Source organism: Streptomyces laurentii (assembly GCF_040635425.1).
Lineage (GTDB): Bacteria > Actinomycetota > Actinomycetes > Streptomycetales > Streptomycetaceae > Streptomyces > Streptomyces laurentii.
This window is the reverse complement of the sequence record NZ_JBEYHT010000004.1, coordinates 119,158-143,081: the sequence shown is the minus strand read 5'-3', so window position 1 is coordinate 143,081 and position 23,924 is coordinate 119,158. Positions and strand designations below refer to the sequence as shown.

At 73.4% G+C, this 23,924-nt stretch carries 23 protein-coding genes and 1 pseudogene; 12 read left to right on the top strand and 12 right to left on the bottom strand.

Annotated features, from left to right (window positions below):
- Window positions 1-44: 44 nt before the first annotated feature.
- The gene (locus ABZ693_RS04225) at window positions 45-710 is read right to left on the bottom strand and encodes a TetR/AcrR family transcriptional regulator (protein WP_359873134.1); all 666 of its coding nucleotides are present in this window, start codon (window positions 708-710) and stop codon (window positions 45-47) included.
- 80 nt (window positions 711-790) lie between these two features.
- On the opposite strand from ABZ693_RS04225, the gene ABZ693_RS04220 reads away from it, so the two are divergent.
- Complete coding sequence (locus ABZ693_RS04220) at window positions 791-1,720, top strand: zinc-binding dehydrogenase (protein ID WP_359873132.1); 930 nt, start codon at window positions 791-793, stop codon at window positions 1,718-1,720.
- Between the two features lie 134 nt (window positions 1,721-1,854).
- Here the strand turns inward: ABZ693_RS04220 and ABZ693_RS04215 are convergent, their stop codons facing one another.
- The 6 genes from ABZ693_RS04215 to ABZ693_RS04190 all read right to left on the bottom strand — a co-directional run bounded on the left by ABZ693_RS04215 (window position 1,855) and on the right by ABZ693_RS04190 (window position 8,408).
- Window positions 1,855-3,921: a galactose-binding domain-containing protein gene (locus ABZ693_RS04215; RefSeq protein WP_359873130.1), complete on the bottom strand. Its 2,067-nt coding sequence runs from the start codon at window positions 3,919-3,921 to the stop codon at window positions 1,855-1,857.
- A gap of 291 nt (window positions 3,922-4,212) precedes the next feature.
- Window positions 4,213-4,806 (bottom strand): TetR/AcrR family transcriptional regulator, encoded by a 594-nt coding sequence (locus ABZ693_RS04210; RefSeq protein ID WP_359873128.1) that lies wholly within the window; start codon window positions 4,804-4,806, stop codon window positions 4,213-4,215.
- A gap of 102 nt (window positions 4,807-4,908) precedes the next feature.
- Window positions 4,909-5,340 (bottom strand): PPOX class F420-dependent oxidoreductase, encoded by a 432-nt coding sequence (locus ABZ693_RS04205; RefSeq protein ID WP_359873126.1) that lies wholly within the window; start codon window positions 5,338-5,340, stop codon window positions 4,909-4,911.
- 135 nt (window positions 5,341-5,475) lie between these two features.
- Entirely contained in the window at window positions 5,476-6,138 is a 663-nt protein-coding gene (locus ABZ693_RS04200) for a phosphatase PAP2 family protein (protein WP_359873124.1), read from the bottom strand.
- Window positions 6,131-7,654 (bottom strand): diacylglycerol/lipid kinase family protein, encoded by a 1,524-nt coding sequence (locus tag ABZ693_RS04195; RefSeq protein WP_359873122.1) that lies wholly within the window; start codon window positions 7,652-7,654, stop codon window positions 6,131-6,133. The genes ABZ693_RS04200 and ABZ693_RS04195 overlap by 8 nt, the downstream gene beginning before the upstream one ends.
- Window positions 7,655-7,946: 292 nt before the next feature.
- Window positions 7,947-8,408: a Crp/Fnr family transcriptional regulator gene (locus ABZ693_RS04190; protein WP_359873120.1), complete on the bottom strand. Its 462-nt coding sequence runs from the start codon at window positions 8,406-8,408 to the stop codon at window positions 7,947-7,949.
- Window positions 8,409-8,578: 170 nt separating this feature from the next.
- On the opposite strand from ABZ693_RS04190, the gene ABZ693_RS04185 reads away from it, so the two are divergent.
- Window positions 8,579-10,327 (top strand): molybdopterin-dependent oxidoreductase, encoded by a 1,749-nt coding sequence (locus ABZ693_RS04185; RefSeq protein ID WP_359873118.1) that lies wholly within the window; start codon window positions 8,579-8,581, stop codon window positions 10,325-10,327.
- Here ABZ693_RS04185 and ABZ693_RS04180 read toward each other — a convergent pair.
- Window positions 10,224-11,366, bottom strand: a complete 1,143-nt coding sequence (locus tag ABZ693_RS04180) for a P1 family peptidase (protein WP_359873116.1) — start codon at window positions 11,364-11,366, stop codon at window positions 10,224-10,226. The two genes, ABZ693_RS04185 and ABZ693_RS04180, sit on opposite strands and share 104 nt — an antisense overlap.
- Window positions 11,367-11,520: 154 nt before the next feature.
- Here ABZ693_RS04180 and nadE point away from each other — a divergent pair, with 154 nt between their 5' ends.
- From nadE to ABZ693_RS04155, 5 genes and pseudogenes are all read left to right on the top strand, one after another.
- Complete coding sequence (nadE, locus tag ABZ693_RS04175; protein ID WP_359873114.1) at window positions 11,521-12,351, top strand: NAD(+) synthase; 831 nt, start codon at window positions 11,521-11,523, stop codon at window positions 12,349-12,351.
- 177 nt (window positions 12,352-12,528) lie between these two features.
- Window positions 12,529-12,921 (top strand): VOC family protein, encoded by a 393-nt coding sequence (locus ABZ693_RS04170; RefSeq protein ID WP_359873112.1) that lies wholly within the window; start codon window positions 12,529-12,531, stop codon window positions 12,919-12,921.
- Window positions 12,922-13,002: 81 nt separating this feature from the next.
- A complete protein-coding gene (locus ABZ693_RS04165; RefSeq protein WP_359873110.1) occupies window positions 13,003-14,358 on the top strand; it encodes an alpha/beta fold hydrolase in 1,356 nt (451 codons plus the stop codon).
- A gap of 139 nt (window positions 14,359-14,497) precedes the next feature.
- The gene (locus tag ABZ693_RS04160; protein ID WP_359873108.1) at window positions 14,498-15,598 is read left to right on the top strand and encodes a GntR family transcriptional regulator; all 1,101 of its coding nucleotides are present in this window, start codon (window positions 14,498-14,500) and stop codon (window positions 15,596-15,598) included.
- 94 nt (window positions 15,599-15,692) lie between these two features.
- A pseudogene (locus ABZ693_RS04155) lies at window positions 15,693-16,250 on the top strand (DUF1152 domain-containing protein); the annotation flags it as partial.
- Between the two features lie 33 nt (window positions 16,251-16,283).
- On the opposite strand, the gene ABZ693_RS04150 reads toward ABZ693_RS04155, so the two are convergent.
- Entirely contained in the window at window positions 16,284-16,700 is a 417-nt protein-coding gene (locus ABZ693_RS04150) for a hypothetical protein (protein WP_359873105.1), read from the bottom strand.
- A gap of 61 nt (window positions 16,701-16,761) precedes the next feature.
- Between ABZ693_RS04150 and ABZ693_RS04145 the strand changes: the two genes are divergently transcribed.
- Window positions 16,762-17,400, top strand: a complete 639-nt coding sequence (locus ABZ693_RS04145; RefSeq protein WP_359873103.1) for a TetR/AcrR family transcriptional regulator — start codon at window positions 16,762-16,764, stop codon at window positions 17,398-17,400.
- Between the two features lie 195 nt (window positions 17,401-17,595).
- Here the strand turns inward: ABZ693_RS04145 and ABZ693_RS04140 are convergent, their stop codons facing one another.
- Entirely contained in the window at window positions 17,596-18,537 is a 942-nt protein-coding gene (locus tag ABZ693_RS04140; protein WP_359873101.1) for an RNA-binding protein, read from the bottom strand.
- Window positions 18,538-18,798: 261 nt separating this feature from the next.
- On the opposite strand from ABZ693_RS04140, the gene ABZ693_RS04135 reads away from it, so the two are divergent.
- Together ABZ693_RS04135 and ABZ693_RS04130 are read left to right on the top strand one after the other, a co-directional pair.
- A complete protein-coding gene (locus ABZ693_RS04135) occupies window positions 18,799-19,551 on the top strand; it encodes a PIG-L deacetylase family protein (protein WP_359873099.1) in 753 nt (250 codons plus the stop codon).
- A 69-nt stretch (window positions 19,552-19,620) separates the two neighbouring features.
- Window positions 19,621-20,367 carry a nucleoside/nucleotide kinase family protein gene (locus ABZ693_RS04130; RefSeq protein WP_359873097.1) on the top strand — a complete coding sequence of 249 codons (747 nt, stop codon included), beginning with the start codon at window positions 19,621-19,623 and terminating at the stop codon, window positions 20,365-20,367.
- A 40-nt stretch (window positions 20,368-20,407) separates the two neighbouring features.
- Here the strand turns inward: ABZ693_RS04130 and ABZ693_RS04125 are convergent, their stop codons facing one another.
- Window positions 20,408-21,181: a VOC family protein gene (locus ABZ693_RS04125; RefSeq protein WP_359873095.1), complete on the bottom strand. Its 774-nt coding sequence runs from the start codon at window positions 21,179-21,181 to the stop codon at window positions 20,408-20,410.
- A gap of 175 nt (window positions 21,182-21,356) precedes the next feature.
- Complete coding sequence (locus ABZ693_RS04120) at window positions 21,357-21,809, bottom strand: winged helix-turn-helix transcriptional regulator (protein WP_359873093.1); 453 nt, start codon at window positions 21,807-21,809, stop codon at window positions 21,357-21,359.
- A gap of 109 nt (window positions 21,810-21,918) precedes the next feature.
- Between ABZ693_RS04120 and ABZ693_RS04115 the strand changes: the two genes are divergently transcribed.
- Both ABZ693_RS04115 and ABZ693_RS04110 read left to right on the top strand, forming a co-directional pair.
- Complete coding sequence (locus ABZ693_RS04115; RefSeq protein ID WP_359873091.1) at window positions 21,919-23,190, top strand: MFS transporter; 1,272 nt, start codon at window positions 21,919-21,921, stop codon at window positions 23,188-23,190.
- A gap of 32 nt (window positions 23,191-23,222) precedes the next feature.
- Window positions 23,223-23,819 (top strand): helix-turn-helix domain-containing protein, encoded by a 597-nt coding sequence (locus tag ABZ693_RS04110; protein WP_359873089.1) that lies wholly within the window; start codon window positions 23,223-23,225, stop codon window positions 23,817-23,819.
- Window positions 23,820-23,924 lie beyond the last annotated feature (105 nt).

Here is a 23,924-nt window from a genome sequence, read left to right as displayed (position 1 = left end):
CCGGCGAGTGGAGTTCCTTGTGCTCTCCCGGGAGACCTCGGGCCTTACGCGCGACCCTCGGCCTTCAGCGTCAGCGCGCCGGGCAGCTCCGCGCAGGTCGCGTGGAGCCGGTGGGCGAGGTCCGCCCGGGTGTGCCCGGCAGGCTGTGCCACCCATGCGGCGAGTGCTCGGTGGAACGCCGCGACCAGCATGTCGAGCGCCAGACGGGCGTGCACCTCGCCGGTCCCGGGGAGGTCGAACCGTCGCTCGACCACGGCGAGCGCGGCATGGGTCGTGCGGTCGCAGAACGCCAGCCCGTGCGCCTCCATGGACGGCGTGTGAGCGGCCAACCGGCGGCTCGCCAGGGCGCGTTCGGTCCAGCCGTCGGCATCCATCCGGTCGATGGCCCCGGCAAGGCTGTCCTCGAACAGCGCGATGAGCGTGTGCCCGTCCGCCGGGCAGTCCTCCAGTACGTCGAGAAAGGCCGTCCACAGGTCCTGGGTCGGCGCCAGCGCGACGTCTTCCTTGCTGTCGAAGGTGCGGAAGAAGGTCCGTTTGGAGACCTCGACCACATCGCAGAGCTCGTTCAACGTCACCGCGTCGAAGCCGCGTTCGCCGAACAGCTTCAGCGCGGTGTCGATCAGCGCCTGCCGGGTGCGGAGCTTCTTGCGTTCACGCAGGGGCAGTCGGGCGACTGTGGGCGGGGCGGCGGCGGAGGGCTTGGACGTCATCACGGGCAGTGTAGCCGAGCAGCGAACGCCCCTTGTAGGCTTACGCCACTCGGTGGCACTTTCTCTTCAGGAGGATTCCCATGCGCGCACTGCTCGTCGATCGCTCGGCCCCCGCCGGCCTGCGTCTCGGCACCGTCCCCGACCCGGTTCCCGCGCCTCATCAGGCCCTGATCCGGGTTACGGCGACCTCGCTCAACCACGGAGAGGTCGTCTTCGGTCTCAAGGGAGCGTCCGAGGGGGCGGTCCTGGGCTGGGACGCCGCCGGTGTTGTGGAACAGGCCGCCGTCGACGGCTCCGGGCCGGCCGTCGGCACGCCGGTCGTGACCCTCATGCCCGAGGGCGCCTGGGCCGAACTGCGCGCGGTCGACACGGCGTTGATCGGTAGAGCGCCCGAGGGAGCCGATCCGGCCGGGCTGGCGACGATTCCGGTCGCCGCGACGAGCGCCCTGCGCGCCCTGCACCGCGTCGGCCCGCTCCTGGGGCGCGATGTCCTCGTCACGGGAGCCACCGGAGGCGTCGGCCGGTACACCGTCCAACTCGCCCGCGCGGCGGGCGCCCGTGTCGTGGCCGTCACCGGCGACCCGGGCGCCAACGGCGAACTGCTGCGCGGGCTGGGCGCCAACGAGGTGATCCGTACGCCGAAGGAGGCCACGCGCCCGATGGACGGCGTGGTCGACATGGTCGGCGGTCCGCTGCTCGTCGAGGCGTACCAGACCCTGAACGAGCGCGGCACCCTCGTCTCGGTCGGCCACGCCACCGAGAAGGGGGAGGACTTCCCGTTCGGAGTCTTCTTCGGCGATCAGGGCAGGCACGACCGGTCGATCGTGACGTTCTTCCTGCTCGCCTGCACCGGCCTGGACCGCGATCTGACCTGGCTGGCCCACCAGGTCGCCGCCGGTGACCTCGACCCGGGCATCACCTGGCGCGGCGGCTGGGACGCCGCGGCGGAGGCGATCGACGCCCTGCTCGCCCACAAGCTCCACGGCAAAGCGGTGCTCACGCTCGGATAGAGGTCCCCCAGCCGGGACTTCGCACCCGCGCGCGGCGGCCCGCGCGGGGGAAGGCCCCGGCGGAGCCGTCGTGGCTTCGCCGGGGCCGGTTCCCGGTGCTGTCTCCGGATGCGGAGGCCGGGCTCAGGGGCCGGTCAGGACCGGGCCACCGTGACATCGAAGAGCGAATAGCCCCAGCCGGTCGCCCGCTTCACCCCGTGCACCCGTACGAACCGGGCCGACTGCGAGGGGAAGGTCGCCGTGTCGATGCCGCCGTCCCCGGCGTCCGTGGACCACGCGGTCCGCCAGGTGCTGCCGTCGTCCGACAGCTCGATCCGGTAGCCGAGGGCGTACGCGTCCTCCCAGTCGAGGGTCACCCGGCCGACCCGGCGCGACTCGCCCAGGTCCACCTGCCACCACTGGTCGTCGGTCCACTCGCTCGCCCACCGCGTCCCGCTGTCGCCGTCCACGGCGAGCCCGGGGGAGTAGTTCACGAACGGGTTCCACCACTGGGTGGTGGACGCCGAGGCCGGCCGTCCGGCCGCCAGGTTGACGCCTGTCTCGTGCTTCTCGGTCGCCTTCCAGGTCGTCAGATACGTCTCGGCGCCCCGCGACAGGTCGTTCACGACGTCTGGTCCGCCCGGCGTGAGCCGGATCTGCTCCACCCAGTCCGGCACGAGACCGTTGTGCGCGGCGCCGTCGGTGTTGAGGTCCCAGGTCCGCTCGCCGGTGACCTGGCGGTCGAGGACCGTGCCGCCGTCGAAGCTGCGGAAGGGGTACTTCACGGCGTTCGGGGCGCCCGGGCCGACCGGACCCGGCCAGCCGCCGACCCCGTTCATGTCCGTGCCGTAGCCGAGCCCGACGCCGTACTTCTTGCGCAGCGCGGCGTTCTGCGCGGCCTCGCCGACGAAGCCCTCGGCGCTGTGCATGTACGGGGCGATGAAGCCGCCGAGCCGGTAGACCCGCTCGGACCATTCCAGGTCCATCCAGCTGTGGCTGGAGATGACGCCCGGGTACTCCTCGGCCTCCACGATGTCGAGCGCCCGGCCGGCCGCCTTCACGCTCATGTGGTCGAGCTCCAGCATCATGCCGCGTTGCATCATGCCCTTGAGGGCGTACTCGCCGAGCCGGGTCAGTCCGCGGGTGTTGCAGCGGGCGTCGGAGGCGTACTTCGGCACGGTCACGCCCGGCGGCAGCTTCTCCGCCATCGCGGGCGGCGCGACCAGGCCGATCGGGTTGTCGGCTTGCGCGCCCGGGCACTTCTCGGTGGTCCAGAAGGTGCCCGTGGACAGGAACTGCCCGATGTTGACGGCGACTCCGGTGGTGCCGCTGTCGAACCGGACGCCGCACAGCGCGTTGTCGAACTTGTGGCACAGGAACATGCTGCGCACGCCCATCCCGTACAGCTCGTCGAGACCCTTGTCGATGTCGGCCTGCGAGCACTGGGCGACATCGAGGATCTGCTTGCAGCCGAACGGTTCGGAGGTCTCCACGCCCAGCACCACCGCGAGCTTGCCCTGCTCGATGACGGAGCGGGCCTGCGCCGAGTCGGTGACGATCCGGAACCAGCCCTTGCCCGGGCCGCCGTACATCTGGTCGATGTAGGCCTGGAGTTCGTAGGACTTGCGGGCTTCGAGGCGGATGGCGTCCATCTCGTCGCAGCCGCGGTCGCGGGGCAGGAGTGAGCAGATCAGGCCGTTGGTGACCAGGTCGTTGACCAGGACCCGCTGTCCGCCGCGCCAGGCCCGCTCGACCCACGCGTAGTAATTCTGCTGGTGGCTCAGCGAGTTGTTGGCGGGCCAGTCCTTGAAGGTGGGCCAGCCGACCGGGTCGTGCTTGCCGTCGTCGCCGCCGGTCAGATGCTCGAAGATGGCGCCGGCGCCGTCGGGGTAGTGCTCCGGGCAGTCCTTGAGCGCGTCGGCGACACCCGCCGGGGAGAAGGTCTGGCCACAGATCATGCGGCCGCCGAAGCCCTCGTTGGACATCAGGTGGTTGTGCGCGTCGACGAAGCCGCGCACCTTGCCTTGAGGATCGGTGCCCTTGAACGGGGCGCCGGTGGCGCTGATTCGCGAGTCGGGGGCCGGCCGGGCGGTGGGTTCCCACCAGGAGCCCGCGTCGGCGGCGGGCACCGGCCCGGCGCCGAAGACGAGGGTGGCCAGCGCGAGGAGCAGGGTCACGAGGGCGAACCGGCCTCCCGGCCCGCGTCGTGGTGATCGATTCATGTCAGCGATGCCTTCGGTCATGGGGGATGCCGGGCGGTGAGCGGTGTGTGAGGTTTCCCTGGGTAACAGCGGCTCGGGCCGAGGATCGCGAGGATCGCGGAGTGAGTCAATAGTCCGGGTCAAATGACCTATTGACGAAACGTCAGGGGACGGGACGGGGAAGGTGAGGTTGCGCGGCGGTGGTGCGGCCGTGGTGCGAGGGAGGTGTGACGGCGGTACGGACGCGGTGCGCGGCTCCGTCCGAGGTCAGCGCGGGTCGGCCGGTGATCGGGCCCTCGATCGGGCCTCGCGTCAGCCTTCGACGAGGGCGACCAACTGATCGGCGGTGGATTCCAGGAGCGCTTCGGCGGCCTCCTCGTCACCGAGGACGAGAAACTGCAGCGTCACCCCGTCGATGGTCGCCGCCAGCACTCGCGCCGCCTGATCCGCCGGGACCCGCGGCGTCACCCCGCGGACCGCGCATACCTGCTCCATCAGGACGGTCGCGGACGCCACGTACTGCTCGTACTGCGTCCGCGCCAGATGCTCGAACCCCGGCTCGCGCAACGCGTACTGGGTGAGTTCGTACGTCAGCATGTGCTGCGCCGGATGGGCCGTGACGTGCTCCCAGTACGTCCCGAGCGCGGCCCGCACCGTCGCGCGCAGTGTGGCCCTCGGCTCGACGGCGGACCGGACCCGGGCCGTGTAGGCGCCGATGATCGACTCGATCGCCGCCTGGAGCAGTTCCTGCTTGGAGTCGAAGCAGTAGTGGAAGACGCTCAGGGACACCCCGGCCTCGGCGCAGATCGACCGGGTCGTGGCGCGCGCCACCCCGTCCCTGGTCATCACCCGGATCGCGGCGTCCACCAGCTGCCGGCGCCGCTCGGCCGACGGCATCCGTGCCATGCGCCCCTCCTCGTTCCGGCGCCAGGGTAACCGGCCGGGCCCGAGGGCCCGGCGCTCACCCCGCGCCCACCCCGGCGCCGGCCGGGTCCGGACCGCGGGAGGTCAGCCGATGCTCTGCCCGTACACCCGGTCCACCGGCATGCGCAGGAGCACCCGCCGGTCGGACACCATCGCCGACCGGTACTCGGCCCAGTCGGGGTGTTCCCCGGCCGCGAGCCGGTAGTACTCCACGAGCGCGTCGACCTCGGGCCCGTCCGGATCCGTGCCCGGCCCGATCAGGGTGGCCGTGCCCTCGGCGGTGGCCCACGACCGGCCGTCCGGGGCGGTCACCTCCAGGGCGGCGCGCGGATCGCGGCGCAGGTTCGCCGTCTTGGCGCGGCCCTCGGTCACGGACACGTACAGGATCTCGGCCGCCGGGTCGTAGTACGGCATCACGGGCGACAACTGCGGCCGCCCGTCGGACTTCAGGGTGGCGAGGACGCCGAGCCGGCTCTCGGCGAGCAGGGCGCGGGGATCGTACGAAGAGGAGGTCATGTCCTCAGTCAAGTCGCCCGCCCCGCGGTCTTGTTCCCCGCCGCCCGGCCCGTTCCCCCGATCGGAGCAGAGACATCGGGGACCGGCCCCCGGACGCGCGGCCCCCGCCGGCGTGCCCGTGCCCCAGGGGGACGCTCAAGCCCAGGGGAAGCGGTCCGGCACGAGGAGGAAGCCGTGTTCGCCCGGGTACGCGTCCGCCACCGCCAGCGCGGTGACCGCGCCCGCGAGGCCGAGGACCGCGCCGGCGACGACGTCACCGGGGTAGTGCACCCCCGTGTGGACCCGCGAGTAGCCCACCGCGCCGGCGAGGACGCCGAGCGGGAGCGCGGCGGGCGGCAGCAGCACGCCCACCGCCGTCGCGAAGGCCACCGCCGAGGCCGTGTGCCCGGACGGGAAGGACGCCGAACTCGGCATCGGGACCTGCCGGTCGACCGAGACCCGGGCCGCCTCCCGGTCCGGCCGCGCCCGCCGCACCAGCCGCTTCCCGAAGAGGTTGGCGGAGGCCGAGGCCAGGGCGACGGCGCCGACCCCGACCGCCGCCGCCCGGCGCGGCCGGCCGCCCGCGAGGGCGAGGAGCGCGGCGATCGACAGGGAGATCTTGGAGTGGTCGGCGGCATACGAGAGGCGGCGCAGTTTCCGGTCGAGCGTGGGGGTCGGCGTCGCCGCGACCGTCGCGTACAGGGCGCCGTCCACCGTGCGCAGATCGGACAGGACCGCCCGCACCGCCGCCGTGCCCCGGGGCCGGGGCCGGGGAGACGGCGGGGTGGCGATCGGGGAGGAAGGGGTCTGATCAGTCATCGGATCCTCCTCGCGGGCTGCGGCGGAACGCGAGCACGGCGATCAGGCGCCAGTCCAGGGGCGGCGCGGGCGGTACGGTGCCGGGCCGGTCGCGGGGGAGCCGTACGCGCAGCGCGCGCGGCCGCAGGGTGCACACGACAGGGGCCGGCAGCGTCATCGCCTCTCCGTCGACCGCGACGGGGAGGGTTCCGGATCGGGAGCCGGACCCGGACCCGGATCGGGAGTCGGGGCCGGAACCGGAGCCCGTGCCTTCCCCCGGCCCGGACTCCGCCTCCGCCTCCGCGTCAGTGCCGGCTTCCGGCTCGGTCCCCGACCCGGCGGTGACCTCGACCCGATGGGCGGTCAGGACGCTCAGGCCGGGGGACTGCGAGCCCCGGACGGCGAGCGCGGCCGCCTGCGCGGCGCTCTCCACCCGGATGCCGATCACGCCCAGTTCGCCGCCGTCCAGCCGGGCCCGGCGGCCGCCGCCGAGCGGATCGGGCGAGGTGTACGGGTTGTTGCTGACCAGCAGCGCCTGCTGGGCCGGGAGCATGGTGTCGTCGGCCCGGGCGTCGAGGCGGCGGCCCGCGCCGCCCGCGAGCAGGTCGGGCATCGTGTTCAGCGCGGTCTCCGCCTTGGCCGTCCGGTACTCGGGGCGCTGCACCACGTCCGCGTACACCCCGAACGAGACCGTGTTGACGAACGCCCGGCCCGCGACCTCGCCGAGGTCGACCCGTACCTCCTCGCCGTCGGTCAGGGCGTCCAGGCAGCGCGCCGGGTCGGCCCGGTCGAGCCCGAGGTCCATCGCGAAGTGGTTGCGGGTGCCCGCGCTGATGACCACGAACGGCAGGTCGTGCGCGACCGCCACCGCGGCCACCAGGGCCTGCGTCCCGTCGCCGCCCGCGACCCCCAGCAGGTCGGCGCCGTCGGCGACCGCCGCCCGGGCGAGCGCGGCGGCGTCCGGGTGCGAGCCGTCGGGGCCGGGTTCGAGGACGACGACCCGCGCGCCGAGCCGTTCGGCCTTCTCGACGAGCCCGAACCGGCCCACCTTGCCCTCCCCGGACCTCGGGTTCATCAGCAGCACCGGCCGCAGCGGCCGCGGCGCGGGCACGGCCCGGGGCCGGCCGTGCCGCTCGTGGTCCGGATGGCGCATCGCCGTACGGGCGCAGCCGAGCGCCACCGCCCACAGCAGCAGCGCGGTCAGGGCGCTCGGCCACAGACCCCCGTGGATGTAGAGGGCCAGGACGGCCGCCGGGGCGCCGACCGCGACCAGCGCTCCCACCAGTCGCACCGCCCCGCGATGGGCCACCAGCCACCACACGCCCGCGGCGCACAGCGCGAGCCCCAGCAGCCCGCTGCCGACGATCAGCAGACCGCCGCCGTCGAACGGCACGAACAGACCGAGGACCGCGGCCGTCGCGGCGAGCAGCGCGCACCGCGCGAACAGCCGGGACCGCGCCTCCGCGTGGACCCGCTCCCCGGCCCGCGTGCCCGGCCCACCGCCTCCGCCCCTCGCACCGGAACCGCCGCTGGTCATCTGCCGCCTCCCCGTCGTCGTGCGCCGCCGCCCCCGGGTCCGTACCCGGGCGCGTGCGCCGTCCCGTACCGGACGGCGCCCACGGTCCCGTACCCGCTGCCGGACCCGACATCCCGCGCCCGGACGGCACCCTGTCCGACTGGCATATGCGCGCGCTCGTACGGTCCTGACCGGCGGAGCCGACGCGGGCCGGGTCCCGGACCACCGGGCCCGGCCGCCGTCCCCCCGGCCACCCGTACGGGTCGTCGGCGTCGTGCGTACCGCCCGGGCCGTCCGGTTGTCGTCCGCCCGCTCAGGCCAGCGCCCCGCTCCCGTGCGGCGCGTACAGGTCGAGCAGCCGCACCCGCGTCACATGGAGCCGGTGGGCGAGGATCTGCCCCACCCAGAAGGTCACGGAGGCGCCGAACTCCGGGTCCGTCCGGCACATCGAGCGCACGGCCCGGCCGTCGAACTCGTACGCCCGCACCGGCGTCGCCGTCTCCGCGCCCGACTGGCACAGATACGGGGGGAACAGCCACGACACCCCCACCAGCTCGCCGTGCCGCAGCGTCTCGATCACCGGCGCGCCCCGCCCCGGCACCTTCGCGTCCAGCGAGATCGCGCCCGTCTTGACGATCCAGAACCGGTCGGCCCGGTCCTGCTCCTCGAACAGACGGACCCCGGCGTCGAAGGTCACGTCCTGGGCGAAGGCCATCAGCCGCTCCCGTTGTTCGGGCGGCAGACTGCTGACCTTGGGCGCGGCGACGGTGGTCATGGCGGGCCTCCTCGGACCGGTGACAGCGGTACGCGTCCCCCTCCCGGACAGTCTCCGCCCGGGCGAGCGGGTCCGCCCGTGCCGCACGCCGTCCGTGTGAGTCCGGCGTACGGTCCGCGGCCCCGCGCGGGCGCTCAGCCCGGCCGCGCGGCGTGCCGAGGAACAAGGACATGAGCTCCCCTCCACCCCCCGGCTCCCCATCGGCCCCCGGCTCCCCATCGGCCCCCGGACCCCTGCCCGCCGTCCCGCCTCCCGGGCCCGCCGCGCCCACCCGCACCGACCGGCTGCTCGCCGCCCTGGCCGGTCTCGTCGCCGGCTACACGGGCCTCGCCGTCGCCGCCCTCGCCACCGTGGTGACCCGGCCCGAGGCCGGACCGGTGCCCGCCGTCGGCGACACGGTCGTCGACCACTCCCCGGCGGGCGTCAAGGAATGGGCCATCCGCACCTTCGGCGAGAACGACAAGCGGGTCCTGGAGCTCGGCATCATGGTGCTGCTCGCCGTACTCGCCGCACTGCTCGGTCTGCTCGCGCTGCGCAGCCGCCGCGCCGCCCTCGCCGGGGTGGCCGTCCTCGGCCTGGCCGGGGCGCTCGCCGCCGTCACCCGCCCCGACTCCACCTCCGCCGCCGATGTGCTGCCGTCGCTCGCCGGGGCCCTCGTCGCGGGCTTCGTCCTGTACGTCCTGACCGTGCGGCTCGCCGGCTCGGGCCGTGCCGCCGCGGCCCCGGACCGGCGGCGCTTCCTGCTGACCGGGGCGGGCGTGACGGCGGGCGCCACCGGCGTCCTCGTCCTGGCCCGGGCCACCGGAGGCACCCGGTCCGAGAACGCCACCGCCTCGCGCGACGCGCTCCGGCTGCCCCGGCCCGCCTCCCCGGCGCCGCCCGTACCGCCCGGCGCGCAGCTGCCCGTCGCCGGCATCAGCCCGTTCCTTACCCCGAACGGCGACTTCTACCGGGTCGACACCGCCCTCGTCGTCCCCCGCCTCGACGCCGGTACCTGGCAGCTGCGCGTCCACGGCGACGGAGTGCCCCGGGACCGCGTCCTCACCCTGCCCGAGCTACTGCGCCGCGAGGTGGTCGAACGCGACATCACCCTCGCCTGCGTCTCCAACGAGGTCGGCGGCCCCTACGTCGGCAACGCCCGCTGGCTCGGCGTCCGCCTCGCCGACCTGCTGCGCGACTGCGGCGTCCGCCCGCCGTCCCGGGGCGGCCCGGCGGACCAGCTCGTCGGCCGCTCCGCCGACGGCATGACCATCGGCAGCCCCGTCGAGGAGGTGATGGACGGCCGTGACGCCCTGCTCGCCTTCGGCATGAACGGTCAGCCGCTGCCGTTCGCGCACGGCTTCCCCGTCCGCATGGTCGTTCCCGGCCTGTACGGCTACGTCTCCGCCTGCAAGTGGCTCACCTCGCTTGAACTGACCACCTTCGCCGCGTACGACGCCTACTGGGTGCCGCGCGGCTGGGCCGCCCAGGCGCCGATCAAGACCCAGTCGCGGATCGACACCCCGAAGGCGTTCGACAAGGTCGCGGCCGGGCCCCGGCCCGTGCCGGTGGCCGGCGTCGCCTGGGCCCAGCACCGGGGGATCTCCCGGGTCCAGGTACGGGTCGACGACGGGCCCTGGCAGGACGCCGAGCTCGGGGCCCAGGACAGCCGGGACACCTGGTGCCAGTGGGTCTACCGCTGGCACGCCACGCCCGGCGACCACACGCTCGCCGTCCGGGCCACCGACGGGACCGGGGCCGTGCAGACCGGGCGCGGCTCCGACACCATGCCGAACGGCGCGACCGGCTGGCACACGATCAGCGTCACCGCCGCCGCTACGGCTGCCGCCGGCGGCTCGACGGCAGCCCGCGCACCAGGTCGAGGGGCAGCGCCGGGACCCGGTGCCCGGCCCGGCCGGTCGTCGTCGTGGCCGTCGTGAGCGCGTTGAGCACCGCTTCCTCGACCGCCTCCACCACCGCCGTACAGAACGGATCGATCCGGCCCCACGGCACGAACCGCAGGGTCTCGTACGGGGCCGGGGCGTCCTTCGCGGGAAACGTGCTGGTCAGCGCCGACTCGTTCGCCGTCGAGAAAGCGAGGAACAGATCGCCCGAGAAGTGGCTGCCCGCGGTGCCGGTACGGGCGAGGCCCAGCGGCACCCGCCGGGCCAGCGCCTTGCACTGGCCCGGCAGCAGCGGCGCGTCCGTCGCCACGATCACCACGACGGAGCCCGCGCCCGGCGGAATCCCGTCGGCTTCCGTGGCCACGGGGGCCTCCTGGGCGGCCCCGGCCCGTGCGGCCTCGCGCTCGGCGGCGCGTTCACGGCCCACCGGCACCCCGGCCACGACCAGCTCGTCCGGGGCTCCGAAATTGGCCTGGACGTACGCCCCCACCGTGTACCGGTCCTCGCCGTACGCGACCCTCCGCGAGGCCGTGCCCGCGCCGCCCTTGAAGCCGTAGCAGCGCATCCCCGTACCGCCGCCGACACAGCCCTCGGCCACCGGCCCCGAGGCCGCCGCCTCGATCGCCTCGGCGGCGTGCCCGGGCCGTACCGCCGGGCCGTGGATGTCGTTGAGGTGGCCGTCCCAGGTCTCGGTGACGACGGGCAGCAGCCACTCCGGGGCCATGTCCGCGCGATGCCCGCGCACCCACTCGACCACCCCGCGGTGCACCGGCCCGACGGCGTACGTGTTGGTCAGCAGCACCGGCACGGCCAGCGAGCCGCTCTCCTCCACCCAGGTCGTACCGGTCATCTCGCCGTTGCCGTTCATCGCGTACCAGCCGGCGGCGCATGGCAGGCCGACGCCCTCCCGGCCGCGCGGCAGCAGCGCCGTCACCCCGGTCCGGACGTCCTCGCCCTCGACGAGGGTGACATGGCCCACCTGGACCCCGGGGACATCGGTGATCGCGTTCCAGCGGCCCGGCTCGCCGGTCAGCGTGACGCCCAACTCGCGTACTCTCGCCCGTGTTTCCGTCATGATCGGCACCCTAGCCGTCGGTTCCCGGCGCGGGCGGCGGACGAACGGGGCGGGCGGCGGGCAGGGGCCGGGCGACAGCGCGGGCGCGCGCCACTTAGAGTCGAGCCAGTACCCCAGCGGCGCGACGTGGGCGCCGCACGACCGAGGAGCACGTGTGACCGACCCGGAGACCATCGCCCAGCAGCAGCTGATCGCCCGGGAACTGGAGGTCGCCGAGACCTTCGACCCGCGCGCGGAGATCGAGCGCCGGGTCGCCTTCCTCACCGAGCGCCTCACGTCCACCGGCCTGCGCAGCCTCGTCCTCGGGATCAGCGGCGGCGTCGACTCCACCACCGCCGGCCGGCTCTGCCAGCTCGCCGTCGAGCGAGCCCGGGCCGCCGGGCACGACGCCACCTTCCACGCCATGCGGCTGCCCTACGGCGTCCAGGCCGACGAGGGTGACGCGCAGCGCGCACTCGACTTCATCCAGGCCGACCGGATCCTCACCGTGGACATCCGGCCGGCCAGCGACGCCGCGCTCGACGCCACCCGCGCCGCCGGGGTGGTCTTCCGTGACGCGCACCACGAGGACTTCGTCCACGGCAACATCAAGGCCCGGCAGCGGATGATCGCCCAGTACGCGGTCGCGGGCGCCCACGACGGCCTCGTCGTCGGCACCGACCACGCCGCCGAGGCGATCTCCGGCTTCTTCACCAAGTTCGGCGACGGCGCCGCCGACGTCGTCCCGCTCACCGGCCTCACCAAGCGCCGGGTGCGTGCCGTGGCCGCCGAGCTGGGCGCCCCCGCCGACCTGGTGTGGAAGGTCCCGACCGCCGACCTGGAGGACCTCGACCCGGGCAAGCCCGACGAGGACGCGCTGGGCGTCACGTACGACCAGATCGACGACTTCCTGGAGGGCAAGCCGGTCGACGAGGCCGCCTTTGCCGCCATCGTGCGCCGCTACCGACTGACGGACCACAAGCGCCGGCTCCCGATCGCGCCCTGAGCCGTCGGGCCCCGGCCCGTCACCATCGGACAGCGCCCCGGCTCCGGCTCCGGCTCCGGCCCGAGAGTGACGGGCCGGGGCCGTCCGGCCGTGTCGGCGTGGCGGTGCCCGCCGGGGGCGCGGCCCGTGGTGTGCCCTGAGGGGACGTCACCGGACGCACCCACCGAAGGGATCCCCATGTTCGGCAGCACCCCGGCCTTCAGCAGCTTCTCCGTCGACGACATCGCCGCCGCCCGCACCTTCTACGGCGAGACCCTCGGCCTCCCGACCGGCGAGGAAGGCGAGGGCGAGGAAGAGCGGCAGGTGCTCCTGCTCACGCTCGCCGGCGGCGCGAAGGTCTTCATCTACCCCAAGGGCGAGCGTCACGTCCCGGCGAGCTTCACCGTCCTGAACTTCCAGGTCGACGACATCGACGCCGCCGTCGACGGCCTCGTCGCCAAGGGGATCGAGCCGCGGCGCTACCCCGGGTTCGAGTTCGACGCCAAGGGCATCTGCCGCGACCCGCGCGGCCCGGCGATCGCCTGGTTCACCGACCCGGCGGACAACGTGCTCGCGGTCCTCCAGAGCTGACCCGCCCCGTCCTGCCCCGGCCGCGTTCCGGCCCCGCGGTGGGGCAGTCCGCCGTTCGTGTGATCTCCTGTGTCCGCAGGAATGTCGGATACGGGGGTATCACGAACAGGAGCAGGCAGCTTGTCCACTTACCGTCAGCCCGGTCTCGTTCTCACGGACCATCACTTCACCGTCCCGCTCGACCACACCCGCCCCGACGGCGAGACCATCGAGCTGTACGGGCGCGAGATCGTCGCGAGCGGCAAGGCGGCGGACCGGGACGGCCTGCCGTGGCTGCTGTACCTGGAGGGCGGGCCCGGCTTCGGCGCCCGCCGGTTCATCGGCCCGCAGGCCTGGCTCGGGCGGGCCGTCCAGGAGTTCCGCGTCCTGCTGCTCGACCAGCGCGGCACCGGCCGCTCAACCCCCGCCAACCGGCAGACCCTGCCGCTCCGCGGCACCCCGCGCGAGCAGGCCGACTACCTCGCCCACTTCCGCGCCGACTCGATCGTCAAGGACTGCGAGCTGATCCGCCCCGCCCTCACCGGCGGCGCCCCCTGGACCGTCCTCGGCCAGAGCTTCGGCGGCTTCTGCCTCACGCACTACCTGTCCACCGCCCCCGAGGGGGTGGCCATGGCGCTGTTCACCGGCGGTCTGCCGTCCCTCGACGCGACGGCCGACGACGTCTACCGCGCCGCCTACCCCCGTATCCGCCGCAAGAACGAGGCCCACTACGCCCGTTACCCCGAGGACGTCGAGCGCGTCCGGCGGATCGTCGCGCACCTCGCGGAGCACGAGGTCACGTTGCCCGGTGGCGGGCTGCTGACCGTCGAGGCGTTCCAGTCCCTCGGCATCCTGCTCGGCGGCGGCGAGGGCACCCACCAGCTGCACCTCCTCCTGGAGGGCGCGTTCGTGCCGACCCCGGCCGGACCCGCCCTCGCCGACGCGTTCCTCGAAAACGTCCAGGCCCAGCTCTCGTACGCCGGACACCCGCTCTACGCGCTCCTCCACGAGCCCCTCTACGCCCAGGGGCCCGCGTTCGGCCACGGCGCCACCGACTGGGCCGCCGACCGGATCCGCGCCGAGTTCCCCGAGTTCGACGCGGCGAGGGCCCTCGCCGGCGACGGGCCGGTGCTGTTCACCGGCGAGACCGTCCACCCCTGGCTCTTCACCACCGACCCGGCCCTGCGCCCGCTGCGCGAGACCGCCGAGCACCTCGCCGCCCGCACCGACTGGGCGCCGCTCTACGACTCGGCCCGGCTCGCCGCCAACGAGGTGCCGGCCGCCGCCGCGGTCTACCACGACGACATGTACGTGGACACCGCCCACTCGCTGAGGACCGCCCGGACCATCCGGGGCCTGCGCACCTGGGTCACCGACGAGTTCGAGCACGACGGCGTACGGGCCGGCGGCCCCCGGGTCCTCGACCGGCTGCTCGCGCTCGCCCGCGGGGAGATCTGACCCGACCGGCCCGGACAAGCCCGACGATAGGATTCGCCGAGCAATCCATCAGCAATCGGTGGACCGCCGCGCCGTGCGTACGTAGGTGCCGGTCCACCGCACGGCCCGGCGACGGCGGGTCGACCAGGGGGGATCACCCATGACGCACGAGGGGATCCCGGCGCCCGCGCGGGAGCTGAAGTTCCGGTCCCTGGTGGCCCGGCTGCGCCGGGGCATGCTCGACGGCACCTGGCCGCCGGGCAGCAAACTCCCCACCGAGCGGGCCCTCGCCGCCGACACCGGCGTCTCGGTGACCACCGTCCGGCGGGCGTACGAGGACCTCGTCGCCCTCGGCCTGGTCGAACGCCGCCAGGGCGCCGGCACCTTCGCCGCGCCGCGTACCGGGGACGACCGCGCCGACCACAAGGTCATCGGCGTCCTCGTCCCCGACACCGCCTTCTACTACCCGCGCGTGCTGCACGGCATCGAACAGGAACTCACGGCGGCGGGCGCCCGCCTGCTCCTCGCCTGCTCCCACTACGACCTCGGCGAGGAGGACGCCGCCCTCGAACGGATGCTCGCCGCCGGCGTCCACGGTCTGCTGCTCGTCCCCAGCCTGCACACCGCCACCGACCCCGGACGGCGCGCCGCGGACCTGCTCGCCCTGCCCGTTCCCGCCGTCCTCGTCGAACGCCGCCTCACCGCCCACGGACCCGGCGACGCCACCGAGCACGTGTGCACCGATCACGAGGGCGGCGCCTACGACGCCGTACGCCATCTGCGCGACCTCGGGCACCGCCGGCTCGGCCTGCTGGTCCGCGTCGACGCCCCGCCCACCGTGTCCATCGAGTCCGGCTTCGCCCGCGCCATCGGCGACCTCGGCCTGCCCGCGCACCACCACGAGCGCGACGTGATGGCGGACTGGAACCCCGCCCGCGCCGACGCCGCCGTGGCCGCGCTGCGCGCCGCCGGGGTCACCGCCGCGCTGTGCTTCGGCGACCGCGAGGCCGCGCTGGTCCTGGCCGCGGCCCGCCGGGCCGGGCTGCGGGTCCCCGAGGACCTGGCCCTGATCAGCTACGACAACGAGTTCGCGGACGTCGCCGAGATCCCGCTCACCGCCGTGTCGCCGCCCAAGTTCCAGCTGGGCCGGCTCGCCGCGCAGATCCTGCTGCGCCGGCTCACCGAGGGCGACGCCTCCCCGCTCCACCAGGTCCAGCTCCGCCCCCGGCTGGTCGTCCGCGCCTCCTGCGGCGCGGCCTGAGAAGGCCCTGGCGTCCTGTCTCACCGAACCTTGACCGATCTCGCTGAAGTCTGATCGGCTCGGTGACGGATCACCCTCCCGCTGGCGTCACGCGGTGATCTCTCTGGGGGAACCCGCGTTCTTCACCCGCCTGCGCGACGCGCGGCGGGTACGCATCGCCGGTGCGGGCGGCGGTTTCGACGTGTACGCCGGGCTGCCGCTCGCACTCGCGCTGCGGTCGGCAGGCAAGGAGGTGTACCTCACCAACCTGTCCTTCGCCGACCTCCACGGCTTGGACCGCGATGTGTGGGTGGACGAGGACGTCGCGGCCATCGGCCCCGACACCACCCCGCGCGGCAACTACTTTCCCGAACGGACGCTCGCCCAGTGGCTCGTGACCCAGGGCCTGCCGTCGACCGTGTACGCGTATCACGGCGTGAGCCACTCGCTCGTGCTGGAAAACCTGGCCGCCCTGGACCGGGACGGCTCCTGTCTCGGCGCGTTCTCGCTGCTCGGGGCAGGGCGGGAGGGTGCGCTGTGTCTTGACGCGGTGGCGCACGCCCAGCGCCACACCGCGAGCCACCCGAGCATCGTGAACGGATCGGTCGCCGCCGCCGTACGCGGTGACTTCGGCGATGTCCGGTTCACGGAAAGGACCAAGGGCAGCGAGTTGTTGGGCGCCGGGGCCGAGAGCGACCGCCGGGGCTCAGGCTTCGGCGGCCGAGGGGCGCGGCGCGGAGGCCGCCGTCAGCAGCGCGGCGAACACCAGCGGGGCCACGGTCTGGTACCCGATCCACAGTTCGCCGCCGGCCGTCCCGCCCCGCCAGGCCACCAGACCTCCGGCGAGTGCCGCCAGCGCCCAGCCGCTGTCGTACGCGATCATCAGCCGCAGGTACACGGCCGCCGGCCGCCGGCGCCGCCAGGCGAGTTCGCTCGCGCCCCCGGCCAGCAGGGCCACCGCGCATACCGCCATCAGCCACGTCTCCACACCGAGCAGGTCGCCGAGTGGGGCCGCGCCGATGCCGGACACCGCCGCCAGCAGCACTTTGAAGACGCCGTCCGCGACGATCCCCGCCGGCGCGACGGACACGCGGGGCGACGACAGGGTCTGGTTCCGGGACATGCGAGCTCCTTCCGAGGGGATGCTTCCATAATCACGCTACTGTAATAATGAGATTATGAGAATGACGAGAGCCGAGGCCAAGGAACGCAACCGCCGCGCCCTGCTGGCCGCCGCGTCCGAGGTCGTCACCCGGGACGGCTACCGCGCCCGGCTCGACGAGATCGCCGAACGGGCCGGTCTGACCACCGGCGCCGTCTACTCGCTGTTCGGCAGCAAGGCCGGCCTGGTGGTCGCCCTCGTCACCGAGTACCTGCGGCCGCACTACGAGGAGATCGCGCGGGCGGTGCCCGCCGACCTCGGCCTCCTCGACGCCGTCGACGCCTTCGCGCGCCACTCCCGGCGCGAGAGCGACGCTCCCGGCGCGCATGCCGCCTTGTCGCTCCAGATCACCCTTCTGGACATGGCCGTCCACGACGCCGCTCTGGCCACCCGGCTCGCCGAGTCCATCGAGGCGCAGGAGGACCGGCTGGCCGAACTGTTCACCGGCCGCGCGCACGAGGGCGGGGTCGTGACGCCACACCAGGCGCACCGTCTGGTCACCGCGCTCAGGGCCCTGTTCGTCGGTCTCACCCAGGGCGTGGTCCTCGGCCTCGCCCGCGACGCCGACGAGCAGTTCTTCGCCGACGCCGCCCGAGCCCTGGCGGCCGGCGTGACCCGCTCCGGCGAGGGGCCCGTCCCGGGGGCGAGCGACGCTCACTGATTGCTCGTGGAATGCTCTAGTCAGTCTCACCTTCGGAGGAGGACGTGTACGCCAGGCCGCCGAAGCCGTGGTGGCGGACGCCGTGGTCCTCGATCCACGCACACAGTTTTCCGCATGATGATCACCACGATCACCTGTTCCACTGACGAAGACGAGTGGATACATCACAAGCCGAGCTTCGGCTCATGAATCGGGTCACCATCGTGCGCGCAGCACACCGTCGCTGTCGGGTAGAACGGCTTGGAGCAGTGGACTGCGTTCGTCGGTGTAGAGGGACAGCGCGCGGGCCGCTCGCGCGTCGGCTACCAGGGCAGCGAGCTCCTGGTGCTGGGTCTCATCGATGATCACGTCTCTGATCGTTCCGTCCTTCGTCTCCCAGACGAATTCGATATGCCATTCGGACGGCAGCGCGGTCAGGACCGCGCCGACGTCAGGTTGCAGGTCGGGCCAGACGGTCAGCAAGGCGCGCGGGCCGAGACGGGCGCGCACCGCGTTGAGGTTTTCCGTGGTGAGACGGTGCCAGCGTGTGGCGTTGACGATGTGGGTTTCCTCCAGGAGCAGGCCTTGTCGCGCCACCAGCTCGGTGCACACCGATGCCCAGAACCCTTCGTCGGCGGCTTCTGTCACCTCTGGTTCCGCGGCGAAGGGCGAGCCCGGCAGCCGTTCCGCGAAGAGGCCGAGTTCCCGCGTACGGGCCACGGCGTCTGCGCAGGGCTGGTCGCTGCCCACATACACGTACTGGTCCCCTCCGACGTGCACGGCGAAAACGTCTTCCGCTTCCAGCCGGCACCAGGCGCCCTGCTCACGGAGCATGACGCGGATCAGCTCCAGGGCCATCGCCAGGGAGACCTCGGCCCCGTCGTGGTAACCGGCGAGGTCAGCCGGGAAGAGCCCGCTGAGACCGTGCCCCTCGACCGCCGGTTGGGCACCGAAGTGGACGTGCCCGGTGACAGAGGGCTCACGAATCTCCAGCCGGTCAATGCCCGCAGCTTCCGCGAACGCGGAGATCGCCTCCAGGTATGCGGCCTCGACCGGTCCGTGGTCGCTGACCGCCTCCTCCACGCCCTGGTAGGTGCCGTGTTCGTCACGGTCGGCGGGGTCGTACCTCGTGATCCGGTGAACGAAGGCAGGCGGCACGCTACTCCTCTACGGGGTGGAAGGCAGCGCCGGCGTAGGTCCCCGGGTCAAACCCGTAGTTCCCCATTCCGGTGCACAGCCCGACAGACCTCTCTGGTGACAGAAAGACTGCCGAATGAGCGCCTGTGTCAAGTCGGATGCCTCATGGGTGACTACCGGGCTGCCTCGGTCGTTCCTCTTCACCAGCTCAGCCGGTCCCGCTGGTGACAACTCCTGAGCGTCGGCTCAGCCGTGCGGAGGTGCCCGCCGTATTCTGCGCGCATGAGCGACCAGCGACTCGAAGAGATGCCCACCGACTGGCAGCGCGCCCTCGCCGTCGTCGCCCATCCCGACGACCTGGAGTACGGCTGCGCCGCCGCCGTGGCCGCCTGGACCGACGCGGGCAAGCAGGTGGGCTACGTCCTGGCCACCCGGGGCGAGGCCGGCATCGACTCGCTCGCCCCGGCCGACTGCGCCGAGGTGCGCGAGGCCGAACAGCGCGAGAGCGCGGCCGTGGTCGGTGTGACCACCGTGGAGTTCCTGGGGCACCGGGACGGCGTGATCGAGTACGGGCTCGCGCTGCGCCGCGACATCGCCGCCGCGATCCGCCGCCACCGCCCCGAACTCGTGATCACCCTCAACCACCGCGACACCTGGGGCCCGAGCCCGGGCGGCTTCTGGAACACCCCCGACCACCGCGCCGTCGGCCGCGCCACCCTCGACGCGGCGGCGGACGCGGGCAACCGCTGGATCTTCCCCGAACTGTTCGACGCGGACCTGCGGCCGTGGAACGGCGTCCGCTGGGTCGCCGTCGCCGGCTCGACCACCCCGACCCACGCCGTCGACGCCCGCCCCGGCCTGGACCGCGCCGTCCGCTCGCTGCTCGCCCACCGTACGTATCTGGAGGAGCTGACCGACCGGCCCGCCGAGGAGTACGTCCGGGACTTCCTCGCCGAGACCACCGCCCACGCGGCGCCCCGCTTCGACGGCCGCCCGGCGGTCGCCTTCGAGATCTTCCCCCGCCCTCATCCTTGAGACCGGAAGGGGATCTGGGCCTTCTGATGCCCCTGGAACGGATGGACCGCCTGCCGGTAGGTTCGCCGTATGACATCACCACGGGCGGACATCCGTCATTCGGTCTCGTCCTGGCGGCAGCCGTGTCCGCCGGCTCTCTCGGCCGAACGCGACGCGCTGGTCGAGGAGACGGCCCGGCGCGTCCTCGCCCGCGGCGCGGGCCGGCTGCTGGTGGGCATCGACGGCTTCACCGCCGCCGGGAAGACGAGCTTCGGGCACGAACTGGCCGGGCGGATCGCCGCCGTGGGACGCCCCGTACTCCGGGCCACCCTCGACGACTTCAAGAACCCGTGGAAGGACCGGCACCTGTACGACCGGGAGACGGGCGAGGGCTACTACCGCAACGCGTACGACTACGAGGCGGTCCGCCGGCTTCTGCTGGACCCCTGCCGGTCGCCGGCGGTCACGTCGTGCGTGCTGTGCGCCATCGATCCGCTGACCCAGGAGGACCACTCCGCGCGGACGTCCCCGCTGGCCCCGGACGCGGTGCTGATCGTGGACGGCGTCTTCGCGTTCCGGCCCGGGATCGACGCGTACTGGGACTTCCGGATCTGGCTGGACGTGGCCGAGGAACTGTCCGTGCGCCGGGGCGCCGAACGTGACCAGGACTGGGCCGGGTCCGGCGCCGAGGCCATCCACCGCGACCGGTACCTGGCGGCCGAACGCGTCTATCTGCGGGAGGCCGACCCGTTGCCGCGGATGGATCTCGTCATCGACAACACGGAGTTCGCGCACCCGCGCGTGGTGGCGGAGCGGAATCCGCCCGAGACCCGCTGACCAGGTCGTGGGCGGCTCCGCCGCACATGAGCGCCCTGGTTCACACGGCCGGCTTCAGGACCGCGAAGGGCGCGCCGAAGGGGTCGGCGAACCACGCGATCCGGCCTACGTCCGGCACGTCCTCGGGCGCCATGGGGACCGAGCCGCCGCTCTCCACGACGGAGGCGGCGGTCCGGTCCGGGTCCTCCACCATGAAGTACGGGATCCAGCGCGCCTGTTCGGCGCCCGGCTGGAGCGGGGCCGCGCCGCCGAAGGAGGCGTCCTGGACATCGCCCTCGGCGGTCGAGATCACCCGGTACGTCATGCCGGGCGTCTCCATCGCCTGCCAGCGCCAGCCGAACAGCGTGCCGTAGAAGGCGAGGACGGACTCCGGGTCGGCGGTGTGCAGCTCGATCCACACCAGGGTGTTCTTCTGCGAGGTGCGTTCCAGACCCGGCATGGAACGTGGCTGCCACAGCGCGAAGTCCGCGCCGCCCGGGTCGGTCAGCGCGGCCGTCCGGCCCGCCTCCATCACGTCGCGCGCCGGCACCCGGACCCGGCCGCCGCCCTGCTCCGCCGTACGGACCGTCGCGTCGGCGTCCGGCGTGTTGAAGTAGATGTTCCAGGCGGTGGCCGCGCCCTTCTCGGCGAGCGGGCCGAGGGCCGCGACGATCTTGCCGTCCTGCTGGAAGAAGCCGTAGCCGCCCGCGTCGGGCCCGGCCGTCGCGAAGTCCCAGCCGAAGACCCGGCCGTAGAACGTGGCGGCGCCCTCGGTGTCGGGGCTGCCGAGGTCGAGCCAGTCGGGTGAGCCGGTGCTGAAGTCCGTACCGAGCATGGGGGGGGTCCCGTCCTTCCGGGGTGGAGGGCCGTTCCGCGGGGAGCGCGATAGCCGGATTCCGGCCACTGTGGCCGATCCTCGCCCGCTCCCGCTTCCCGCGCAGCCCGACCGGCGGGGTTTCATCCGCCCGGCGGAGCCCCCGCGCCCGCCCCGCCCACCTCGTCCGCCCGGATCAGGGGCGGGGAACCTTGTGGACCGTGGTGTCGCCGGGCCGCACCGTCCGCCCGTCCGCGGACCGCACCTCCAGGGGGCGGAGGGGCTGTTCGTGCCGCCGGTCGACCAGCTCGGAGTGCTCTTCGCCGGGGCTGAAGAAGTGCTGCTCGCCCCACTGCCGCAGGGCCACGACGACGGGGAAGAGGGCCTCGCCCTTCGGGGTCAGTACGTACTCCCGGTAGGCGCTGCCGTCCGAGGCGGGGACGGACGCGAGGACGCCACCGGCGACCAGGCTCCGCAGGCGCGCGGTGAGGATGTTCTTCGCCACCCCGAGGCTGCGCTGGAACTCCCCGAAGCGCCGGCTCCCGTCGAAGGCGTCCCGGACGATCAGCAGGGACCACCAGTCGCCGATCGCGTCCACCGACCGGGCGACCGGGCAGTCGCTGTCGTCGAACCGTGTCCTGGTGACCATGGCGGCCCTCCTCGCATTCTGGTTGCAACATGCTACCAAGAGGGCTTACCGTCGCCCCAGCTTCTGGTAGCAAATTGCAACCAGCTTTGAAGGTGAAGGGGGAGTGCCGATGCCCGGCGACGCAGGTGACCATGAGGCCCCGGCGGCATCAACGGCCCGGGACGGGGCCGCGTTCGTCCTGTCCCGGGGCGTCGTCCTCTTGTTCGCCGTCGCCTGTGCGGCGGCGGTGGCCAATGTGTACTTCTCGCAGCCGCTCCTCGTGACGATGGGGCACGACCTCGCGATGAGCCAGGCACTCGTCGGCGGCGTGGTCACCCTCACGCAGGTCGGATACGGACTGGGGCTCTTCTTCCTCGTACCGCTGGGCGACCTGGCCGACCGCAGACGGCTCGTCGTCACCCAACTGCTGGTGCTCGTTGTGGCGTTGGCCGTGGTGGCGGCCGCCCGCACCGCGGCGGTCCTGCTCGCCGGCATGGCCGCCGTGGGGCTGCTCGCGGTCGTCACACAGACGCTGGTCGCCTACGCGGCCTCACTGGCCCCGCCCGGCGAACGCGGGCGGGTCGTCGGACTGGTCACCAGCGGCGTGGTCGTCGGCATCCTGCTCGCCCGTACGGTGTCCGGGCTGCTGGCCGACCTCGCGGGCTGGCGTTCCGTCTACCTCGCCTCGGCGGTGCTCACCGCCCTGCTCGCCCTGGTCCTCTTCCGCGTCCTGCCGCGCCGCGCCGTCACCCCGCCGGAACCCCTGCGCTACGGACGGCTGCTGCGCTCCACCGTCACCCTGTTCGCGCGGGAGCGACTGCTGCGGCTCCGCGCCCTGTTCGGGCTGCTGGTCTTCGCCGCCTTCAGCACCCTGTGGAGCAGCGTCGCGCTGCCGCTCAGCGAGGCCCCGTACTTCCTGTCGCACAGCGCGATCGGGGCGCTGGGGCTGATCGGTGTCGTCGGCGCGCTGGCCGCGACCGCGGCGGGCCGGCTGAACGACCGCGGGCTCTCCCGGCGTACCACCGGCGTCACCCTGGCGCTGCTCGTCGTCTCCTGGCTGCCGCTGTCGCTCACCCGCGGCTCGCTCGTCGCCCTCGTCGTCGGAGTGATCCTGCTCGACCTCGCCGTGCAGGCGGTCCACGTCACCAACCAGACCCTCATCTACGCGCTTCACCCCGACGCGGGCAGCCGGCTGATCGGCGGCTACATGGTCTTCTACTCGATCGGCAGCGCCACCGGCGCCCTCGCCGCGACCTCCCTCTACGCGGCGGCGGGCTGGGGTGCCGTGTGCGTTCTGGGTGCCGCCTTCAGTGGTCTCGGGTTCCTGCTGTGGGTGTGTACGCGGCGCGACGGTGTCACGGCCCCGGCCGCTGCCACAACGCACCTGACCACGCGGGATTGACAAATTCTCTTGCCGTTTCTGCAATAGGGCGAGTGACGGAAGAAGAACACATCGACGCGGTCCTGAACGAGGTCGGCCCCCGGCTGCGCCGCCTCCGGCGCGAGCGCGGTGCCACCCTGGCCGAACTCTCGGCCGCCACCGGTATCTCGGTCAGCACGCTCTCCCGCCTGGAGTCCGGGCAGCGCAAGCCCAGCCTCGAACTGCTGCTGCCGATCGCCCGCGTCCACCAGGTCCCGCTCGACGACCTCGTGGGCGCGCCCCCGGCCGGCGACCCCCGGGTGCGGCCCCGCCCCCTGGTGCGCCGCGGCCGCACCCTGTACCCGCTCACCCGGCAGGCCGGCGGACTGCGGGCGTACAAGGTCGTCCACGAACCGGGCCCCGAGACCCCCGATCCGCGCGTCCACGAGGGATACGAGTGGCTGTACGTCCTCTCCGGGCGGCTGCGGCTGGTCCTCGGCGAGCACGACGTGGAGCTGGGTGCAGGCGAGGCGGCCGAGTTCGACACCCGGGTCCCGCACTGGTTCGGGCCGGTGGGGGAGCGGTCGGTGGAGTACCTGAGCCTGTTCGGGCCGCAGGGCGAGCGGATGCACGTACGGGCGCGGCCGAAGTCCCCCGAGCGGCCCGCCTGAGTCCCCTGGTGAAGCCCTGCCGAGCGGTTCTCGCGGGTCGTTCGTTCGGGCGGTCTTTCCGGCGGGCCGCCGGGCATCCCTTCCGATGGTCCGGTGGGCAGTCCT

Excerpts from the sequence above, each read along its gene's own strand:
- ABZ693_RS04190 (WP_359873120.1), bottom strand. The coding sequence starts at position 8,408 with ATGACCACCGTCGCCGCGCCCAAGGTCAGCAGTCTGCCGCCCGAACAA.
- ABZ693_RS04150 (WP_359873105.1), bottom strand. The coding sequence starts at position 16,700 with ATGTCCCGGAACCAGACCCTGTCGTCGCCCCGCGTGTCCGTCGCGCCG.
- ABZ693_RS04115 (WP_359873091.1), top strand. The coding sequence starts at position 21,919 with ATGCCCGGCGACGCAGGTGACCATGAGGCCCCGGCGGCATCAACGGCC.
- ABZ693_RS04225 (WP_359873134.1), bottom strand. The coding sequence starts at position 710 with ATGACGTCCAAGCCCTCCGCCGCCGCCCCGCCCACAGTCGCCCGACTG.
- ABZ693_RS04120 (WP_359873093.1), bottom strand. The coding sequence starts at position 21,809 with ATGGTCACCAGGACACGGTTCGACGACAGCGACTGCCCGGTCGCCCGG.
- ABZ693_RS04145 (WP_359873103.1), top strand. The coding sequence starts at position 16,762 with ATGACGAGAGCCGAGGCCAAGGAACGCAACCGCCGCGCCCTGCTGGCC.
- ABZ693_RS04200 (WP_359873124.1), bottom strand. The coding sequence starts at position 6,138 with ATGACTGATCAGACCCCTTCCTCCCCGATCGCCACCCCGCCGTCTCCC.
- ABZ693_RS04215 (WP_359873130.1), bottom strand. The coding sequence starts at position 3,921 with ATGAATCGATCACCACGACGCGGGCCGGGAGGCCGGTTCGCCCTCGTG.
- ABZ693_RS04170 (WP_359873112.1), top strand. The coding sequence starts at position 12,529 with ATGTTCGGCAGCACCCCGGCCTTCAGCAGCTTCTCCGTCGACGACATC.
- ABZ693_RS04180 (WP_359873116.1), bottom strand. The coding sequence starts at position 11,366 with ATGACGGAAACACGGGCGAGAGTACGCGAGTTGGGCGTCACGCTGACC.
- ABZ693_RS04185 (WP_359873118.1), top strand. The coding sequence starts at position 8,579 with ATGAGCTCCCCTCCACCCCCCGGCTCCCCATCGGCCCCCGGCTCCCCA.
- ABZ693_RS04210 (WP_359873128.1), bottom strand. The coding sequence starts at position 4,806 with ATGGCACGGATGCCGTCGGCCGAGCGGCGCCGGCAGCTGGTGGACGCC.
- ABZ693_RS04125 (WP_359873095.1), bottom strand. The coding sequence starts at position 21,181 with ATGCTCGGTACGGACTTCAGCACCGGCTCACCCGACTGGCTCGACCTC.
- ABZ693_RS04220 (WP_359873132.1), top strand. The coding sequence starts at position 791 with ATGCGCGCACTGCTCGTCGATCGCTCGGCCCCCGCCGGCCTGCGTCTC.
- ABZ693_RS04195 (WP_359873122.1), bottom strand. The coding sequence starts at position 7,654 with ATGACCAGCGGCGGTTCCGGTGCGAGGGGCGGAGGCGGTGGGCCGGGC.
- ABZ693_RS04205 (WP_359873126.1), bottom strand. The coding sequence starts at position 5,340 with ATGACCTCCTCTTCGTACGATCCCCGCGCCCTGCTCGCCGAGAGCCGG.
- ABZ693_RS04135 (WP_359873099.1), top strand. The coding sequence starts at position 18,799 with ATGAGCGACCAGCGACTCGAAGAGATGCCCACCGACTGGCAGCGCGCC.
- ABZ693_RS04165 (WP_359873110.1), top strand. The coding sequence starts at position 13,003 with ATGTCGGATACGGGGGTATCACGAACAGGAGCAGGCAGCTTGTCCACT.
- ABZ693_RS04130 (WP_359873097.1), top strand. The coding sequence starts at position 19,621 with ATGACATCACCACGGGCGGACATCCGTCATTCGGTCTCGTCCTGGCGG.
- ABZ693_RS04160 (WP_359873108.1), top strand. The coding sequence starts at position 14,498 with ATGACGCACGAGGGGATCCCGGCGCCCGCGCGGGAGCTGAAGTTCCGG.